Here is a 16,603-nt window from a genome sequence, read left to right as displayed (position 1 = left end):
GGCCAAATGAAGAGCCCTGTTTAAACCGCGGCACGGCGTGTAGTACTTGACAATCTTGGGGCGAAAAAATTCTTGCCGCGAATCCGGCACGAGGCCGCACGAAGCGTGTGCTGAAAATAAATGACGGTTGGCAATGCCTGCATCTCTCCTCTTGCCAGCAGCGGGGCAGGGAAGAACAAGCAGAAACGCGCGTATTCACCCGGGAGGGTGATGTGAGCAAGGTGAGCGAGAAGCTTGGCATGGCGGGCGGCGCGGCCATTGGGCTGCAAAGCCGCGCAGTGCGGGATGCCGAATTGCCGCACATAACGTCCAATGCGCATATTCGAGCGAAATAGTCATCGAAAAGAATGCGTCATACCTCGTTGCGATACAATGGCGCCCGAAGCAAGCCAGACAGCCGCCGGCTATCGCAAGATGGCGGGAGGAAGGTCCGGACTCCACAGAGCGGGGTGACGGTTAACGACCGTCCGCCGAAAGCGTTGCCGGCGTAAGCCGGATGCGTATAAGGCGAGGAACAGGGCCACAGAGACGAGTCTTTGGGACGTGGCGGCGCAAGCCGCTCTTGGCGTCACAAAGGGTGAAACGCGGTAACCTCCACTCGGAGCAATTCCAAATAGGCACGCATTGATGCTGCTCGCGGAGCGTGCGGGTAGGAAGCTTGAGCCGTGAAGTAATTCACGGCCTAGACGAATGGCTGTCATAACAGGGCAACCTGTCGTAACAGAATCCGGCCTATCGGCTTGCTTCAATTTCTTTCCGGCGTTGAGGATTTTTTAAGCTGAACAATGGTGCAGCGCACGCACTTTGCAACTTGAGCGAACTCAACGTACCCAGGACGGCATTCGATAAAGTTGAGCTTCCAGAGCCTGTTGGCCGTGGGATGGACAACAGTGAATAGTGGAGGATCGCGAGGCCGGATGCACAAGAATAGCGGCCGCTAGTCGTCCTGTGTTGCACCCGAAGGGTGCGTCCGTAATCGCCTTCCCGCTTCCAAGATTTCATCCCACGACCAACCGGCTCTACCCTTTCCGCTCCTTTCATGTCCATGCTGGCGGCTTCCTGCATCGCGTTGACGCATTCCACGCTCAGCCCAGGTTGGTAGCAGTTGCTGCGTTGCCTTCATCGATTCCCCACCTCATCCCGCTACAATTTTGATCACTCCGGCTTTGTAGCTCGAATCCTTGTACGGTCCGCTGCGCGCGGCACTTTTTCTCCGCGACGGGACTCCTTCAATATGGCCGCCTCGCCCGATCTGCCTCGTTGTGCGCCAATACGGTGCGACGTTTTTTACGATGCGATCGGCGGCCAATTTCGTGTTGCGCATTCCTTGTCGGTGGACACTTCGTCGGTCAGGCGTACGTCGGCACCAGGCAGGCTTTTTGGCCACTCTTTCATTAGGCGTGCGAGGGAGCAAAGCTCGTTATCAAGCATGGAACGGATGCTGCGCCCTTACCTCACGAAGTAGACGTGCTGCTCGTCGTGGTGCAGGACGTCGCCTACCACCGCGCGCACGCTGCATCTAGATAACGCTCATTGGCAGGTCGTCAATGTTGTCACCGCGGAACGCTGAACAAGCGGCTTGAGCTCTTTCCAGCGTGAACTAAAAGCCCTGAGCTGCTTCCAATGCCTGCAAACAATAGGTGGGCGACTGCAGCGTTTACGCCTCACCGACGAAAACGGCGGTGCCATGCGGTTTCCAAGGTTACACATGTATATATCTTAGACATTACCTTCAGAGTCCACGATAAGTCCTTCATTATTTTAGGGATTCATCCTTCAAGTTGCTTGAGCGAAACGCGCTAAGTCCTTGACTTCATTGGGAAAAATCACATTTTTGCCTCTGAATATTACTTGACCGCAAATAAAGCATCCTCTAAAGTGGGCAGCAGTGTGAAAAAGTGTATTTTTGTGGGGCGAAACGCCAAAGCGATCCCGCAAAACGTTTCACAAAAGCAATCAAAAAACGACAACCACGAGGGTAATCAGGGTGTTCCAAGGCGCGTCAGCACTGAATCTCGATGCGAAAGGGCGGATGACGATTCCGGCCAAGCATCGTGACGCCCTGACCCTGCAATGCGAAGGTCGTGTGACGCTGACCAAGCATCCGCATGGTTGTCTCCTTTTCTTCCCGCGCCCGGTCTGGGAAAACCACCGTGAACAGATCGCCGCGTGGCCGATGTCCGCACGCGCATGGCAGCGCATTTTCCTTGGCAATGCATCCGATGTCGAAATGGATACCGCCGGCCGCATCCTGATTGCGCCCGAGCTGCGTGCCGCAGTTGGCCTCACGCGTGACGTGATGTTGCTCGGCATGGGTAGCCATTTCGAGATCTGGGATGCCGCAAAGCTCGCCGAAAGCGAGGCGGAGGCGGTCGCCAACGGCATGCCCGATGTGCTTAGTAACTTTTCGTTTTAACGGCCCGTAATGACTGACAAAGCGGTGCCGGACTTGCAGCACCGTACGGTGCTGCTGCAGGAAGCGGTTGAAGCGCTGGCCATCGACGGCACACGCGCCAATGGCGTGTACGTCGACGGTACCTTTGGCCGTGGCGGGCATAGCCTCCGGATTCTTGAGCGCCTCGGCGCGCAGGGGCGCCTGATCGCGTTCGACAAGGATCTGCAGGCGATTGCCACTGCGCGCACGGTCGCGGACAAGCGTTTTGAGATCGTGCATGACAGTTTCGCCACGATGGGCGAGGCATTGGCACTGCGCGGGATCGCGCAGGTGGATGGAGTGTTGCTGGATTTGGGAATCTCGTCGCCGCAGGTGGATGAGGCGGCGCGGGGTTTCAGCTTTCGACTGGACGGACCGCTGGACATGCGCATGGACACGACGCGCGGGATGTCGGCGGCGGAGTGGCTCGCGACCGAGTCAGAACAGACGATTGGAAAGGTTATTAGAGATTATGGGGAAGAACGGTTTGCTTTTCAGATTGCAAAGGCGATTGTTGCTCGCCGGGCAGAGCACCCAATTTCAAGCACACGACAGCTTGCCGAGATCGTGGCACACGCCGTCAAAACCCGCGAGAAGGGCAAAGATCCGGCCACTCGTACCTTTCAGGCTATCCGGATTTTCATCAATAAAGAGCTTGAAGAACTCGAAATAGGACTAGCCGCCGCATTCGGAAAACTGGCCCCGCACGGGAGATTGGCTGTGATCAGCTTTCATTCATTGGAAGATCGCATCGTCAAGCGCTTCATGGCGTCCAAAGCCAACGCGCCGCAGCCGGACCGTCGCCTGCCGATTCGTGCAGCGGAGCTGCCGAAGCCGGAACTCAAGCTGTTGGCAAAGTTAAAGCCGACCGACGCTGAAGTGGCCGCCAACCCGCGCGCCCGTTCGGCCATCCTGCGCGTTGCTGAACGCACTCTCGTCAACGGAGGTGCGCAATGAGCGGACGCGTCAACCTGGTCCTGACGGTCGCGCTGGTGCTGTGCGCACTTTCCGTCGTCAACTCTCAATACCAGGCACGACGTCTGTTCATCGAACTCGAGCGCGCGCAAGCCGCGGCCAGACAGCTCGAAATCGACTGGGCGCAATTGCAGCTTGATCAGTCCACATTGGCGAAACATGCCCGCATCGAAGCGAATGCGCGCAAAGACCTCAACATGGTCCCTGTGACGCCGGCGCGTACCCAGTACCTGACGACGGGGGCGAACTGATGCGCAGCGCGTCTCGCACCGCGGCCGGAAAGGGAGTGCAGTTCAGCGCGAGTCCGGTGCTCGCGGTGAAGCTGCCGGTATGGCGCTCCCGCTTCGTGTTGTTTGCACTGTTCGCCGGCTTTGCAGCACTGGCTGGTCGCGCGCTCTGGTTGCAGGGACTGTCCACTGAATTCCTGCAGAAACAAGGCGCGTCCCGCTACGCGCGGACACTCGAGCTGCCTGCAACGCGAGGCAAAATCACCGACCGTAACGGCCAGGTGCTGGCGTCCTCATTACCGGTCAAGTCCGTGTGGGCGATACCGGAAGACGTTCTGGAAGCGCCGGCCGAGAAAATCCGCGCGCTGGCAAAGCTGCTCGACATGAACGAGCAGGACCTGCGCAAGAAGCTCGATTCCGACCGCACCTTCGTCTACTTGAAACGCCAGGTCGAGCTGGACATCATCGACAAGATCGCCAAGCTGAACGTGCCGGGAATCGGTACCCGCCGCGAGTACAAGCGTTATTACCCCGACGGTGATGTGATGGCGCATGTTGTCGGCTTCACCAACGTCGAGGATGTCGGCCAGGAGGGCATGGAGCTCGCGTTTCAGAAGAGCCTTGCGGGTACCGGCGGAAGTCGTCGGGTGATCAAGGATAGGCTCGGTAACATCGTCGAAGACATCGGTGCCAAGCGTGAGCCGCTCGACGGCAAGGACCTGGCGCTGTCGATTGACCGCAAGATCCAGTACATCGCTTACTCCCATCTGAAGGAAGCGGTGGCAAAACACAAGGCCAAGGCAGCCGCGATCGTGGTGCTTGATGTGAAGACCGGCGAGGTGCTAGCACTGGTCAACCTTCCAACCTACAACCCGAACGACCGCGCACGTCTGACTGGCGCACAGTTGCGCAACCGCGTGATGACGGATACGTTTGAACCGGGCTCGACCCTGAAACCGTTTACCGTTGCGCTGGCGCTGGAAAACAGGCACGTCACTCCGAATACGATGATCCAGACGGCGCCAGGCCGCCTGACGATCGGGCGCGCGACGATCGGCGACGCGCATCCGCACGGCTTGCTGACCGTGGCACAGGTGCTTGAGAAATCGTCCAACGTCGGTACCACCAAGCTAGCACTGCAGCTTGAGCCGCAACAGATGTGGGACATGTTTACCACCGTCGGGTTCGGCCAGCAGCCCAAGCTCGGCTTTCCTGGGGCCGTCGCCGGCCGCGTTCGTCCCTACAAGTCATGGAAACCGATCGAGCAGGCGACGATGAGCTATGGTCACGGTATTTCCACATCGCTAATCCAGGTTGCGCACTCTTATATGGTGTTTGCACGTGATGGCGACATGATTCCGCTGACCCTGCAGAAGGCGAGCGATCGCCCGATCAGCCAGCGCGTGATCTCCGAAAAGACTGCGCGCGATGTGCGGCGCATGCTTGAAATGGCAGCCGGACCGGAGGGGACGGCGCCGCAGGCACAGGTGCCAGGCTACCGCGTGGCAGGCAAGACGGGCACAGCACACAAGCTGGTCAATGGGCAGTACGCAAACAAGTACGTATCGTCCTTCGTCGGCTTCGCGCCCGTATCGGACCCGCGCATCATTGTCGCGGTCATGGTCGATGAGCCGTCCAACGGTTTCCATTATGGTGGCCAGGTTGCGGCGCCCGTGTTCTCGGCTGTGACAGCCAACGCCTTGCGTGCGTTGAACGTCTCGCCCGATTCGACCGTGACCGACATCATCGTCCCGCAAAATCCCGTTGAGGAGAGTATGTGATGAGCGCAACTCCCGTAACGCCGGATATAACCGATGTACTGGCCTGGCTGAAGGCCAGTGCACCGCTTGCGCAACTGTCTTCCGACTCCCGTGCGATAAACGCCGGCGACGTCTTCTTTGCCTACCCGGGCGACGCCGCCGACGGACGCACCTACATCGCCAGCGCCATCGAGCGCGGCGCAAAGGCGATTGTGTACGAGGCCGCCGACTTCGCCTGGAGCGGCGCCTGGAACGTTCCGCACCTCGCAGTCCAAGGATTGAAGCAGATTGCAGGTCCGGTCGCCGGCGCCTTCTATGGTCGTCCTGATAGCGCGATGTTTACCGTCGCCATTACTGGAACGAACGGCAAGACCTCCTGTTCCCAGTGGCTGGGCAAGGCGATGTCGCACCTCGGCCAACCGACCGCAGTCATCGGCACGCTGGGTGTGGGCATGTACCAAGGCGGGGCACATGCCGGATTCAATTCAACCGGCTATACAACGCCGGACGCGGTGCTGCTGCAGCGCAAGTTGTCTCAGATGCGCCATGCCGGGGCGCAGGCACTCGCAATCGAAGCCTCGTCGATCGGTCTTGATCAGGGGCGCCTGAATGGCATGCACTTTGATGTTGCGTTGTTTACCAATTTCACGCGCGACCACCTGGATTACCACGGCGACATGCAGTCGTATGAAGCCAGCAAGAGAATGCTCTTTGACTGGCCCGGTCTGCGCCATGCCGTGATCAATCTTGACGACGACATGGGAATGCGCCTGATTACCCATTTGAAGCAGCAGCGTCCCTCCTTGCCTATTACCGGGTACACGGTGGGAGCGAAAGCCGTACCGGGCATCGCAATCCTCGACGCGTGCGACATTCGCACGACCCATGGCGGCACGACGTTCCGTCTTGAGTCACGCAATGCGCTGCATTCGGGATCGGCTGTCATCAAGACGCAGCTTGTCGGGCAGTTCAATGTGAGCAATGTGCTCGGCATCCTTGGCGTCCTGATGGCGAATGGCGCGGAGCTGAAGGCGGCGGTCGAGGCCGTGGAAACGCTGACCGCGGTCCCCGGCCGGATGGAGCAGCTGGGTGGCCAGGACGCGCCGCTGGTCGTGATCGATTACGCACACACACCGGATGCGCTTGAAAAAACGCTGACGACCTTGCGGCAGGTATCGCAACAGCGAAGCGGAGAGTTGTGGTGCGTATTCGGCTGCGGCGGCGACCGCGATCCGGGCAAGCGTCCGCAGATGGGAGCGGTCTCGCAACTGGCGGATCACATCATTGTCACGAGCGACAACCCGCGCAGCGAAGAGCCGTCGGAAATCCTGGCGCAGATCGTCAAGGGTATCGATACCGAACGTATCGGACAGGATGCGCTGCATGTGGTGGAAGACCGTGCCGCTGCGATCCTGTGGGCAGTGCGGCATGCGGGCAAGAACGATGTGGTTTTGTTGGCAGGGAAGGGCCATGAATCGTATCAAGAGATCAAAGGCAAAAAAATGCCGTTTCTGGATGCAGACCATGCCGCGTTGGCGCTGGCTGCAAGGGTAACAATGAAGGGGATGATTTGATGAAATCATCATTGGCTGAATTGCAGCCATGGATTTCGGATGCGGTCGTTGTAAATACGACTGCAGAGGCGGCATTTGATGGCGTCACGACGGACAGCCGTCAGGCGCCTGCTGGCAGTTTGTTCGTTGCATTGCGCGGCGAACGTTTCGATGCGCACGACTTCCTGGGCGATGTGGCCGGCAAAGGTGTTGCCGCAGTCGTCGTTGAACGCGTGCCTGACGGATTTACGTTGCCGGCCTTGGTCGTGCCGGACACGCGCATCGCTTTGGGTGAAATCGGCACGTTCTGGCGTCGCCAGTTTTCGCTGCCGGTGATCGGCGTCACCGGCAGCAACGGCAAGACGACCGTGAAGGAAATGGTCGCCTCGATCCTGTCTGCAGCCTTTGGGGCGGATAACTACCTTGCTACCCGTGGCAATCTCAACAACGATATCGGCGTACCGCTTACCGTCTTCCGGCTCAACGCCTCTTACAAGGCCGCGGTCGTGGAACTCGGCATGAATCATCCGGGGGAAATCGCGGCGATTACTGCGATCGCACAGCCTACCGTCGGACTGGTGAATAACGCACAACGCGAGCACCAGGAATTCATGGAAAGCGTGGAGGCTGTCGCCAAGGAAAACGGTGGCGTAATCCAAGGTTTGCCGGCGGACGGCGTCGCGGTATTCCCGTCTGATGACACTTATACCTCGCTCTGGCGTGCGTACGCGGGCCAGCGCAAGACCATGACATTCGGTTTGTCGCAAGACGCTGACGTGACATGCACATATGTGGTGAACGATTTCGGCAGTGACCTGTCCATTACTGCCGGCGGGAAACATTTCCAGGTGAAGCTCTCTGCAGCGGGCGTGCATAACGTGCGTAACGCATTGGCTGCAACTGCATGCGCGCTGGCGATCGGTGTGACCGAGGATGCGATTGTTCGCGGCCTCGAGGCATTCGCCCCGGTCAGTGGCCGCCTGCAGCGCAAGACGGCAAAGAGCGGTGCACTGGTGATCGACGATACCTACAACGCCAATCCGGATTCGGTGCGTGCTGCGATCGACGTTCTGTCGCATGCTGCAGCACCCCGGGTCCTGGTGTTGGGCGACATGGGCGAAGTGGGCGATGAAGGCCCGCAGTTCCATGTCGAGATTGGCACGTATGCACGTGACAAGGGCATTGAACATTTGCTGACGCTGGGCGAACTCGCGCAGCACGCAAGTACTGCGTTCGGCCCGAGGGCGCAGCATTTCGACAATGTCGAATCGATCAACCAGGCCGCCGAGGCACTTGTTTCCGCCGGCACGACGGCGCTGGTGAAGGGCTCGCGTTTCATGAAGATGGAGCGCGTCGTCCAGCACCTCGTCAATCCAACAAAAGATCAAGGATAGGAATCCCACTGACATGCTGCTCTGGCTGGCACAAACCTTTCAACAAGAACTCGGGCCGCTTCGGGTTTTTAACTTCATCACGTTCCGTGCCGTTTTTGCGACGCTGACCGCACTGGCGATCGGCCTGCTTGCAGGTCCGGCGATGATCCGCATGCTCACCCGCCTGAAGGTCGGACAGGCCGTACGTACTGACGGCCCGCAAACACACCTGATCAAATCGGGCACGCCAACCATGGGCGGCGCGCTGATTCTGCTGGCAATCGGCATTTCCACGCTGCTGTGGTCGGATTGGAGCAACCGCTTCATCTGGGTAGTGCTGGTCGTAACGCTCGGTTACGGTGCGATCGGCTGGGTCGACGATTATCGCAAGGTGGTCTACAAAAACCCCGAGGGCATGTCTTCGCGCGAGAAGTACTTCTGGCAATCGCTAATTGGCATCGTCGCTGCTGTTTATCTTGCCTTTTCGGTGTCTGCGCCCACCAATACCCAGGTCTGGCAGCTTTTCCTGGAATGGGTGCAGTCCGGCTTCAATCTCGCTTTGCCGCCGAAGGCCGACCTGATCGTTCCGTTCTTCAAGACGATCAGCTATCCGCTGGGCGTATGGGGCTTCATCGCGCTGACTTACTTCGTCATCGTCGGCACGAGCAATGCCGTCAACCTGACCGACGGACTCGACGGCCTGGCGATCATGCCGACCGTGATGGTGGGGTCGGCGCTTGGACTGATTGCTTATCTCACCGGCAGCGCCGTGTATGCAAAGTACCTGTTCATTCCGCATATCCCTGGCTCCGGGGAGTTGCTGATCTTCTGCGGCGCGATGGCTGGCGCAGGGCTCGCGTTCCTGTGGTTTAACGCACATCCGGCACAGGTGTTCATGGGTGACGTCGGTGCACTCGCACTCGGTGGCGCGCTCGGCACGATCGCAGTCATCGTGCGACAGGAAATCGTGTTGTTCATCATGGGCGGCATCTTCGTCGTCGAGACGCTGTCGGTGATGCTGCAGGTCGGCTACTTCAAGTACACGAAGAAGCGCTTCGGCGTTGGTCGTCGCATCCTGCTGATGGCACCGCTGCATCACCACTTTGAACAAAAGGGCTGGAAAGAGACGAAGGTCGTCGTGCGCTTCTGGATCATCACGATGATGCTGGTGCTGTTCGGATTGTCAACCTTGAAGCTGCGCTAATGGACTACCAGGGCAAACACGTTCTCGTTCTCGGGCTGGGTGAAACCGGCCTGGCGATGTCGCTGTGGCTGGCACGCTGCGGCGCGACGCTGCGCGTGGCCGACACGCGCAGCGAACCGGATCGCCTTCCGGCGCTGCGCGAAGCGGTGCCGACGATCGAGTTCGTCGGCGGCCCGCTCACGGCATCGCTGCTCGACGGCGTTGATTTCGTCGCTGTGAGTCCCGGATTGGCGCCAAATCGCGAGCTGGCAGACATCATCCCTGCGGCACAGGAAAAGAACATTCCGCTGTGGAGTGAAATCGAACTGTTCGCACAGGCGCTTGCTGCATTGCGCACTGAGCGCAGCTACACGCCGAAAGTGATCGCGATCACCGGCACCAACGGCAAGACCACCGTGACGAGCTTGACGGGATTGCTATGCCGTCGGGCCGGGCTGACGACCCTGGTTGCCGGAAACATCAGCCCCGCCGCACTCGACGTACTGCGCGCTGCGCTCGATGGCGACGACCTGCCGCAGGTCTGGGTACTGGAGCTGTCCAGCTTCCAGCTCCATGCGACATATTCGCTTCAGGCCGATGTCGCAACCGTGCTGAATGTGACGCAGGACCACCTCGACTGGCACGGTGACATGGACGCGTACGCAGCAGACAAGGCGCGCATCTTTGGCGAAAAGACCATTCGCGTACTGAATCGCGATGATGCCCGCGTGATGCAGATGGCGGCGCCGCTCGCAACGAATATCAGCTTCGGCTCGAACGAACCGGACCGGCCGGACTGCTTCGGCCTCGTGCTGGACAACGGCATGCAGTGGCTGTCGACCGCAGTCGCCGGCGAGCCTGACGAGAGGCCGCGCCGCAAAAAAGACCACATTGAAGTACCCGTCACAATCAGTCGCCTGATGCCGGCCGATGCGCTGCAAATCCGCGGACAGCACAACGCGGCCAATGCACTTGCTGCGCTGGCATTGTGCCGTGCAATCGGCCTGCCGCTCGCGCCGTTGCTGCACGGCCTGCGCGAATACCGTGGCGAACCGCACCGCGTGGAACTCGTTGCCAATGTCGGCGGCGTGGATTACTACGACGACAGCAAGGGCACCAACGTTGGTGCCACGGTCGCCGCTCTCAATGGCCTTGGTGCGATGCAGGGCGGTTTGAGCCGTCTTGTGCTGATTGCCGGCGGTGACGGCAAGGGACAGGATTTCGCGCCATTGGCCGAACCGGTTGCGAAATACACCCGCGCCGTTCTCTTGATTGGCAAAGATGCGCCGGCAATCCGCACCGCGCTGGAATCGACGGGTGTCGAGTTGGTCGCCTGCCCGACGCTGGAATCCGCGGTGCAAAAAGCCGCGGAGCTCGCCCAGCCGGGAGACGGTGTGCTGCTTTCGCCGGCCTGCGCGAGCCTGGACATGTTCCGCAATTACGCACATCGTGCGGAAGTCTTTGTGGACGCGGTGCGTGAAATTGCACTGGCACGCGGTGAGGTGATCGCATGAGATTCGTGTTGCCATCCTTCGGCTCGTCTTCTGCGCAGGCACCGCTGCCAGGCAGTATCCAGCGCTCGAAGATGATGGAGTACGACCAGCCCCTGGTGTGGGTGGTCGTGCTGCTGATGCTGTTCGGAATGGTAATGGTGTACTCGGCCTCGATTTCGCTGCCCGATTCGCCGAAGTATGCGAACTACAAGAATTCGCATTTCCTGGTCCGGCAGGCCACCTTTATCGGCGCGGCGCTGATCGCGGGCCTGCTTGCCTTCCGCGTGCGTATCGAAACCTGGCAGCGGCTGGCACCGTATCTCTTCGTCGCGACGCTAGTACTGCTCGTATTGGTTCTGATCCCCGGTATAGGCAAGGGCGTCAACGGTGCGCGGCGCTGGCTGTCGTTCAAGGTGTTCAACCTGCAGCCGTCGGAGCTGATGAAACTCTTCGTCGTCCTGTACGCGGCCGACTATACCGTGCGCAAGCAGCAGGTGATGCACAAGCTGACCAAGGGTTTCATGCCAATGACGATTGCGATCGGCGTCGTCGGTCTCCTGCTCCTGCTGGAACCGGACCTCGGCGCCTTCGGCGTCATTGTGTGCATTGCGATGGGCATCCTGTTCCTCGGCGGTATCAACGGCATCTGGTTTGGCGGCATTGGCGCGACCCTGGTCGGCATCTTCAGCATGGTGATCCTGCTGTCGCCGTGGCGGCGTGAACGGATCTTCGCGTACCTGAATCCTTGGGAAGAGAGCAACGCGCTCGGCAAGGCGTACCAGCTGTCGCATTCGCTGATTGCCTTCGGCCGTGGCGAACTGTTCGGCGTCGGGCTTGGCGGCAGCGTCGAGAAGCTGCATTACCTGCCTGAGGCGCATACCGACTTCCTGCTGGCAGTGATCGGCGAGGAACTTGGGTTTGCCGGCGTCCTGGTGGTGGTCGCGATGTTCTACTGGATCGTCAAACGCTCGTTCGAGATCGGCCGCCAAGCCATCGCCATGGACCAAACCTTCGCGGGGCTGGCCGCAAAAGGCATTGGCATCTGGATCGGCGTGCAGGCCTTCATCAACATGGGAGTGAATCTTGGGCTGTTGCCGACCAAAGGGCTGACGTTGCCACTGATGAGCTACGGCGGCTCCGGAGTGCTGATCAACTGTGTCGGGCTGGCGATCCTGCTGCGCATTGACTATGAAAACAGAGTGCTCATGCGAGGAGGTCGCATATGAGCATTCTTAACCTGAGCACACTATTTCGGCGGAGGCTAACTTTGCGCAGCAAAGTTAAAGGCGCCCCAGCGACTGGCCATAGCCAAAATCGCATTCTCATGCGTGGAGGCCGCATATGAAGCGTCTTCTGATCATGGCGGCCGGCACTGGCGGGCATATCTTCCCGGGCCTCGCGATCGCACAGACGATGCGCGCGCGCGGATGGCAGGTGACCTGGCTGGGCACCACGCACGGCATGGAGCGCGACATCGTGCCGAAGCATGGCGTCGACATTGATTCAATCGACTTTGCCGGCATGCGCGGAAAAGGCCTGATGCACACGGTGCGCGGCGTCTTCAAGATGGGCGCGGCATTTGCGTCCTGCTTCAGCATCATCGGCCGCCGCAAGCCGGACGTAGTGCTTGGCATGGGCGGCTACGTGACGGTGCCGGGCGGCGTCATGGCCAGGCTTCGTGGCGTGCCCCTGGCTTTGGTGAATGCGGATGCGGCCCTGTTGTTGTCCAACAAGACGCTGGCGCCGCTGGCGCAGCGCGTGTTGTTTGGATTTCCGGCCGATTTCGGCAATGCGGCGACCAAGGCGCTGGTGACAGGTAATCCCGTACGTCAGGAAATCATTGATGTTCCCCCACCTGTTCAACGCTATGCGGAGCGCACCGGGCCGTTACGATTGCTGGTAGTTGGGGGAAGCCTCGGGGCGAAGGTATTGAATGAAACACTGCCGGTTGCATTGGCACGCATTCCCGAGGAGGTGCGCCCGGTAGTGACGCATCAGTCAGGGAAGCAGCACATCGAGGCATTGCGCAACGCCTATAGGAAGGCGGAGGTTCAGGCCGAGGTGGTCGATTTCATCGACGACATGCCGCGGCGCTACGCGCAGGCCGACCTCGTAATCTGTCGTGCAGGTGCGATCACCGTGTCGGAACTGACGGCAGCAGGTGTGGCGAGTGTGCTGGTACCACTGGTGGCCTCAACCACATCCCATCAGCGCGACAACGCGCAGTGGATGGCGAAGCAGAAGACAGCGGTGCATCTGCCGCAGAGTGAGCTGAACCCGGAACGTCTTGCAGAGTTGCTGCAATCGCTGAGCCGGGAGGATTGCAGGGTGATGGCAGAGGCGGCGCATGACATCGGAAGGCGCCAGGCGAATGAAGCAATCGCGAGTGTATTAGAAGAATTAGCGACTAAAAATGAAGCATAAAGTAAAGAATATCCACTTCGTCGGCATCGGCGGCAGCGGCATGAGCGGCATTGCAGAGGTGCTCCTGAACCTGGGCTATACCATCACCGGGTCGGATCTTAGTAGCAATGCGGCCACGCAACGCCTGATCGAGCGCGGTGCGAAGATCACGATCGGGCATGCAGCGGAAAACATTCAGAATGCGGACGCGATTGTCACGTCCACCGCAGTCAAGGGCGACAACCCGGAAGTAATTGCGGCGCGCGCCAAGCATATTCCCATCGTACCGCGCGCCATCATGCTGGCTGAACTGATGCGCCTGAAGCAGGGCATCGCCATTGCCGGCACCCACGGCAAGACCACGACTACCAGCCTGGTCGCCAGTGTGCTGGCGGAAGGCGGCCTGGATCCGACCTTTGTCATCGGCGGGCGCCTGAACAGTGCAGGCGCGAATGCGAAGCTGGGTGCGGGCGACTTCATCGTCGCAGAAGCCGACGAATCGGATGCTTCCTTCCTGAATCTCTCGCCGTGCATCGAGGTAATTACCAACATCGATGCCGACCACATGGAGACCTACGACCACAGCTTCGCCAAGTTGAAGCAGGCGTTTGTCGAATTCACCCAGCGCCTGCCGTTCTACGGTGTGGTCATGTTGTGCATCGATGACCCGAGCGTGCGCGAAATCATGCCGTTCATTTCCAAGCCGATCCTGACCTATGGCTTCCATCCGGAAGCGCAGGTGCGGGCAGTGGATGCAAGAGCGGTCGATACGCACATGGAATTCACGGTCATCCAGGACGAGTATCCGCCGCTGACTGTGCGCCTGAATCAGCCAGGCATGCACAACGTACAGAACGCCTGTGCCGCCATCGCCATTGCGCGTGAACTCGGCGTAGACGACAAGGCAACACAAAAGGCGCTGCACGAGTTCAATGGTGTCGGACGTCGCTTTACGCGCTATGGCGACATCAAACTGCCGAATGGTGGCAGCTTCGCGCTGGTGGACGACTACGGACACCATCCGGTGGAAATGGCGGCGACGCTGGCAGCTGCGCGCGGCGCCTATCCCGGCCGGCGCATCGTCCTTGCCTTCCAGCCGCATCGCTTTACGCGTACCCGCGACCTGTTCGAGGACTTCGTGAAAGTCATGTCCTCGGTGGACGCGCTGGTCCTGGCGGAAGTCTATTCGGCGGGCGAGCAACCGATTGTTGCCGCAGACGGTCGCGCCCTGGCGCATGCATTGCGCGTGCTGGGCAAAGTAGAGCCAATCTTCGTGGAAGACATCACAGAGATGCCGGCCACAATCATGAACATGGCAAAGGATGGTGATGTGGTCATCACCATGGGCGCCGGTTCGATCAGTGCCGTGCCGGGCAAGTTGGCCCAAACGCGCTGACTATGAGTGCAGGTTTAATCATGAGTGCAACAGAGTTGAAAACAGAGTTTGGCAAAGTCGGTGTGCTGTTCGGTGGACGTTCCGCCGAGCGCGAGGTGTCGCTGATGTCAGGCAGCGGCGTGCTGAAAGCCCTGCAAAACAAGGGTGTCGACGCGCACGGGTTTGATCCGGCCGAACGCAGCATCGCGGAACTCGCCGCCGAAAAATTCGATCGCGTGTTTATCGCCCTGCATGGACGCTACGGCGAGGATGGAACGCTGCAGGGCGTGCTGGAGCAACTCGGCATTCCATATACCGGCTCCGGCGTGATGGCGTCGTCGATCGGCATGGACAAGGTGATGACCAAGCGTATCTGGCTGAGCCACGATTTGCCGACGCCCCGATTTGTTGTGCTCGATGCGAAGAATGCGACTGCCGAGGCGTTGCGCAAGCTGCCCGATGAACTGGGCCTGCCGCTGATGCTGAAGGCGCCGCATGAAGGATCCACCATCGGCATCGCCAAGGTGACTTCTGCGGCCGAAGTGCAGGCCGGGTTCGACCTGTGCGCGAAGTATGACGAGGCGGTGCTCGCTGAAGAGTTCGTCACCGGGCGCGAATTGACGGTGCCGGTACTTGGCGCAGGCAGCAGTGCGCGTGCATTGCCCGTCGTCGAAATCGTCGCGCCGCAAGGTAACTACGATTACCAGAACAAGTACTTCAGCGACGACACGAAGTACTTGTGCCCGGCGCCGATGGACGAAGCATTGACCCGGAAGATCCAATCGATTGCGGTGCGCGCCTTTAATGCCTTAGGCTGCGCCGGCTGGGCGCGCGTGGACTTCATGCTGCGTGCAACGGATAACGAGCCGTTCCTCCTGGAGATCAATACATCGCCGGGAATGACGGGCCACTCGCTGGTGCCGATGTCGGCCAAAGCGGCGGGTGTCAGCTATGAAGACTTGTGCGTCGAAATTCTGCGGTCGGCAGATCTCGACCTGAAGCCTTCGCCGGACTGGAAAGTGCAATAAGAGGACAAGCGGAATACGTATCGACCATGTGGCACGACATCAGAATGCTCAACGCAACCACTAGCGCCCTGCTTGGCGTGCTGGTGTTGAGCCTGCTCGCGTCTGGCATCTGGTGGGTATCGCAGCGGCCGATGTTTACGCTCAAGGTGATTCGTCTCGAGGGTGCCGACGGCATGCCGCTGCAGCATGTCAATACGTCGACGGTGCGTACCACGGCGCTGCCGCGAATCAGGGGCAATTTCTTTTCCGCCAACCTGGACGCGGCGCGCCTCGCTTTCGAAGCGGTGCCCTGGGTGCGCAAGGCATCGGTGCGTCGCGAATGGCCGAACAAGCTGATCGTGACGCTGGAAGAGCACGAGCCGCTGGGAACCTGGGGTGACGACGGACGGCTGGTGTCGACCAAGGGCGATGTCTTCACGGCGAACCTTGCGGAAGCGGAAGAGGATCATGAGCTTGCGGCGTTCTCGGGGCCGGACGGAAGCGAGAAGGAAGTGGTCGCGCGTTTTCGTGAACTGCACGAATGGTTCAAGCCGATCAAGCTGGCGCCGGCATCGGTCCAGCTGTCGCACCGCTACGCATGGACGGTAACGCTCGATAACGGAATGAAGGTCGAGCTCGGACGTGCGCAGAGCGAGGCGACATTGAAGGAGCGCGTCGAGCGGCTGATCGGGGTCTATCCGCAGCTGGTGTCGCGCTTGCAGGACAGAATTGAAAGTATCGATATGCGGTACCCGAATGGCTTGGCGCTCAAGGCGCAGGGCCTGTCATTGGGGCTGGACGGAAAGAAAAAGTAAGCGGG

14 protein-coding genes and 1 other RNA gene are annotated in these 16,603 nt (G+C 59.9%); all 15 read left to right on the top strand.

Annotation, left to right across the window (positions count from 1 at the left end):
- Nucleotides 1-107: 107 nt before the first annotated feature.
- Complete coding sequence (locus tag ACYVIA_RS04245) at nt 108-335, top strand: hypothetical protein (RefSeq protein WP_460838188.1); 228 nt, start codon at nt 108-110, stop codon at nt 333-335.
- 46 nt (nt 336-381) lie between these two features.
- An RNA gene (gene rnpB, locus ACYVIA_RS04240) (RNase P RNA component class A) lies at nt 382-751 on the top strand.
- 1,236 nt (nt 752-1,987) lie between these two features.
- Entirely contained in the window at nt 1,988-2,416 is a 429-nt protein-coding gene (gene mraZ, locus ACYVIA_RS04235; protein WP_460838186.1) for a division/cell wall cluster transcriptional repressor MraZ, read from the top strand.
- 9 nt (nt 2,417-2,425) lie between these two features.
- Nucleotides 2,426-3,391, top strand: a complete 966-nt coding sequence (gene rsmH / locus ACYVIA_RS04230; protein ID WP_460838182.1) for a 16S rRNA (cytosine(1402)-N(4))-methyltransferase RsmH — start codon at nt 2,426-2,428, stop codon at nt 3,389-3,391.
- Complete coding sequence (gene ftsL, locus ACYVIA_RS04225) at nt 3,388-3,660, top strand: cell division protein FtsL (RefSeq protein WP_460838180.1); 273 nt, start codon at nt 3,388-3,390, stop codon at nt 3,658-3,660. The genes rsmH and ftsL overlap by 4 nt, the downstream gene beginning before the upstream one ends.
- A complete protein-coding gene (locus ACYVIA_RS04220; RefSeq protein ID WP_460838179.1) occupies nt 3,660-5,417 on the top strand; it encodes a peptidoglycan D,D-transpeptidase FtsI family protein in 1,758 nt (585 codons plus the stop codon). The genes ftsL and ACYVIA_RS04220 overlap by 1 nt, the downstream gene beginning before the upstream one ends.
- On the top strand, nt 5,417-6,970 hold the full coding sequence (locus tag ACYVIA_RS04215; RefSeq protein WP_460838177.1) for a UDP-N-acetylmuramoyl-L-alanyl-D-glutamate--2,6-diaminopimelate ligase: 1,554 nt from the start codon (nt 5,417-5,419) through the stop codon (nt 6,968-6,970). The genes ACYVIA_RS04220 and ACYVIA_RS04215 overlap by 1 nt, the downstream gene beginning before the upstream one ends.
- Nucleotides 6,970-8,343: a UDP-N-acetylmuramoyl-tripeptide--D-alanyl-D-alanine ligase gene (locus ACYVIA_RS04210; RefSeq protein ID WP_460838175.1), complete on the top strand. Its 1,374-nt coding sequence runs from the start codon at nt 6,970-6,972 to the stop codon at nt 8,341-8,343. The genes ACYVIA_RS04215 and ACYVIA_RS04210 overlap by 1 nt, the downstream gene beginning before the upstream one ends.
- 13 nt (nt 8,344-8,356) lie before the next feature.
- Nucleotides 8,357-9,526 (top strand): phospho-N-acetylmuramoyl-pentapeptide-transferase, encoded by a 1,170-nt coding sequence (gene mraY, locus ACYVIA_RS04205; protein ID WP_460838173.1) that lies wholly within the window; start codon nt 8,357-8,359, stop codon nt 9,524-9,526.
- Entirely contained in the window at nt 9,526-11,019 is a 1,494-nt protein-coding gene (murD, locus tag ACYVIA_RS04200; RefSeq protein ID WP_460838171.1) for a UDP-N-acetylmuramoyl-L-alanine--D-glutamate ligase, read from the top strand. The genes mraY and murD overlap by 1 nt, the downstream gene beginning before the upstream one ends.
- On the top strand, nt 11,016-12,224 hold the full coding sequence (ftsW, locus tag ACYVIA_RS04195) for a putative lipid II flippase FtsW (RefSeq protein ID WP_460838170.1): 1,209 nt from the start codon (nt 11,016-11,018) through the stop codon (nt 12,222-12,224). Before murD ends, ftsW begins: the two co-directional genes overlap by 4 nt.
- A 115-nt stretch (nt 12,225-12,339) precedes the next feature.
- Nucleotides 12,340-13,422: an undecaprenyldiphospho-muramoylpentapeptide beta-N-acetylglucosaminyltransferase gene (gene murG, locus ACYVIA_RS04190; protein WP_460838167.1), complete on the top strand. Its 1,083-nt coding sequence runs from the start codon at nt 12,340-12,342 to the stop codon at nt 13,420-13,422.
- Nucleotides 13,412-14,797, top strand: a complete 1,386-nt coding sequence (gene murC / locus ACYVIA_RS04185; RefSeq protein ID WP_460838166.1) for a UDP-N-acetylmuramate--L-alanine ligase — start codon at nt 13,412-13,414, stop codon at nt 14,795-14,797. The genes murG and murC overlap by 11 nt, the downstream gene beginning before the upstream one ends.
- A gap of 20 nt (nt 14,798-14,817) precedes the next feature.
- On the top strand, nt 14,818-15,804 hold the full coding sequence (locus ACYVIA_RS04180; protein WP_460838164.1) for a D-alanine--D-alanine ligase: 987 nt from the start codon (nt 14,818-14,820) through the stop codon (nt 15,802-15,804).
- A 26-nt stretch (nt 15,805-15,830) separates the two neighbouring features.
- Nucleotides 15,831-16,598, top strand: coding sequence for a cell division protein FtsQ/DivIB (locus ACYVIA_RS04175; RefSeq protein ID WP_460838163.1), 768 nt, complete (start codon nt 15,831-15,833; stop codon nt 16,596-16,598).
- The last annotated feature ends 5 nt before the right edge of the window (nt 16,599-16,603 follow it).

Source organism: Noviherbaspirillum agri, from assembly GCF_054780595.1.
Note: the sequence above shows the minus strand (reverse complement) of the source record. Positions and strands in the feature narration are given on the sequence as shown.

Coding starts and splice junctions, on each gene's coding strand:
- rsmH (WP_460838182.1), top strand. CDS start 2,426: ATGACTGACAAAGCGGTGCCGGACTTGCAGCACCGTACGGTGCTGCTG.
- ftsL (WP_460838180.1), top strand. CDS start 3,388: ATGAGCGGACGCGTCAACCTGGTCCTGACGGTCGCGCTGGTGCTGTGC.
- ACYVIA_RS04220 (WP_460838179.1), top strand. CDS start 3,660: ATGCGCAGCGCGTCTCGCACCGCGGCCGGAAAGGGAGTGCAGTTCAGC.
- ACYVIA_RS04215 (WP_460838177.1), top strand. CDS start 5,417: ATGAGCGCAACTCCCGTAACGCCGGATATAACCGATGTACTGGCCTGG.
- ACYVIA_RS04210 (WP_460838175.1), top strand. CDS start 6,970: ATGAAATCATCATTGGCTGAATTGCAGCCATGGATTTCGGATGCGGTC.
- mraY (WP_460838173.1), top strand. CDS start 8,357: ATGCTGCTCTGGCTGGCACAAACCTTTCAACAAGAACTCGGGCCGCTT.
- murD (WP_460838171.1), top strand. CDS start 9,526: ATGGACTACCAGGGCAAACACGTTCTCGTTCTCGGGCTGGGTGAAACC.
- ftsW (WP_460838170.1), top strand. CDS start 11,016: ATGAGATTCGTGTTGCCATCCTTCGGCTCGTCTTCTGCGCAGGCACCG.
- murG (WP_460838167.1), top strand. CDS start 12,340: ATGAAGCGTCTTCTGATCATGGCGGCCGGCACTGGCGGGCATATCTTC.
- murC (WP_460838166.1), top strand. CDS start 13,412: ATGAAGCATAAAGTAAAGAATATCCACTTCGTCGGCATCGGCGGCAGC.
- ACYVIA_RS04180 (WP_460838164.1), top strand. CDS start 14,818: ATGAGTGCAACAGAGTTGAAAACAGAGTTTGGCAAAGTCGGTGTGCTG.
- ACYVIA_RS04175 (WP_460838163.1), top strand. CDS start 15,831: ATGTGGCACGACATCAGAATGCTCAACGCAACCACTAGCGCCCTGCTT.